This is a genomic window from Streptomyces sp. NPDC057654 (assembly GCF_042800135.1).
Taxonomy (GTDB): Bacteria; Actinomycetota; Actinomycetes; order Streptomycetales; family Streptomycetaceae; genus Streptomyces.
In genome coordinates this window covers 1-1106 of record NZ_JBHVHQ010001462.1, presented here as the reverse complement: position 1 = coordinate 1106, position 1106 = coordinate 1, and the positions used below count along the sequence as shown (strand labels likewise).

General features: G+C 69.8%; 2 protein-coding genes. Both read right to left on the bottom strand.

The features are described from left to right. Nucleotides 1–9: 9 nt before the first annotated feature. Entirely contained in the window at nt 10–231 is a 222-nt protein-coding gene (locus tag ACFU99_RS44375) for an MbtH family protein (RefSeq protein ID WP_384404573.1), read from the bottom strand. Nucleotides 232–271: 40 nt separating this feature from the next. Next, nucleotides 272–1106: alpha/beta fold hydrolase (locus tag ACFU99_RS44370; protein WP_384404571.1), on the bottom strand; the 835-nt coding region annotated here is incomplete at its 5' end.

Below are 1106 nucleotides of genomic sequence, written 5' to 3'. Positions count from 1 at the left end.
GGATCACGGTCAGGCGGCGGCCTCGCCGTCCATGGCCGCTATGAGGCTCTTCGGCCGCATATCGGTCCAGTGCTCGTTGATGTAGTCCAGGCACGCCTGACGCGCCGTCTCCTGAAGCGCGACCGTCCACCCGGCCGGCACCTCCACGAACGAGGGCCACAGCGAATGCTGCCCCTCGTCGTTCACCAGCACCAGGTACGTGCCCTCGGCGTCCTCGAACGGATTCGTCATGGATTGACTCCTGTATTCGCGACGGCTGCCCGCGGGCAGCTCACAACGTGTCCAGCATTTCGTCCAGCAGACGTCCGACATGGGCGACGGCGCTCGCCTCGACCATGATTCCTTCATGGTCGGAGTCGATCAAGTGGTCCTTGATCTCGCCCGTCACGAAGGGCCGCCACGTCTCGGGGCCGCGCCGCCGCATGATGTCCGCGGCGGTCCGCCCGGCGGTGAAGAACTGCACGTCGCCGGTGAACCGGCCAGGAGTGAACCCCCACATCAGACGCGTGTTGTTCACCCACAGATCCTTCATGGCGAGGATCTCCTCCGCGCCCAGATGCGCCATCGCGTAGTTCCCCTGCCGCAGGAACTCGCGGTAGCGCTCCACGGGGAAGGCCCCGTCCTCGATCTCCGCGTCCTCGAACGGGAACCCGATGCCGCGCAGATTCCCGGCGACGATCTCCCGTTCGGAAGGGACCGACTCGCCCTCGCGCCACGTCATCGGGAAGGAGTCGAGGACCGCCAGCAGCTCGACCTCCTCGCCCTGCCGCTGGAGCTCGGTGGCGATGGCGTGCGCGATGTGTCCGCCGATCGACCAGCCCAGCAGCCGGTACGGGCCCTCGGGCTGTACGGTGCGCAGCTGCGCCAGGTAGTCCGCGGCGGCCTCCTCGACGGTGGCGGGCAGCGGTTCCGCGCGGCCGACGCCGCGCGCCTGGAGCCCGTACACGGGGTGTTCGGGCCCGATATACGCCAGCAGGGCGGCGTAGCACCAGCTCAGCCCGGCGCCCGGGTGGACGCAGAAGACCGGCGGCCGGGACCCGCCCGTACGCAGCGGCAGCAGCACCGCGTGCGGGTCCGGCTCCTCCTCCGCCTCCAGCGCGGCGGCG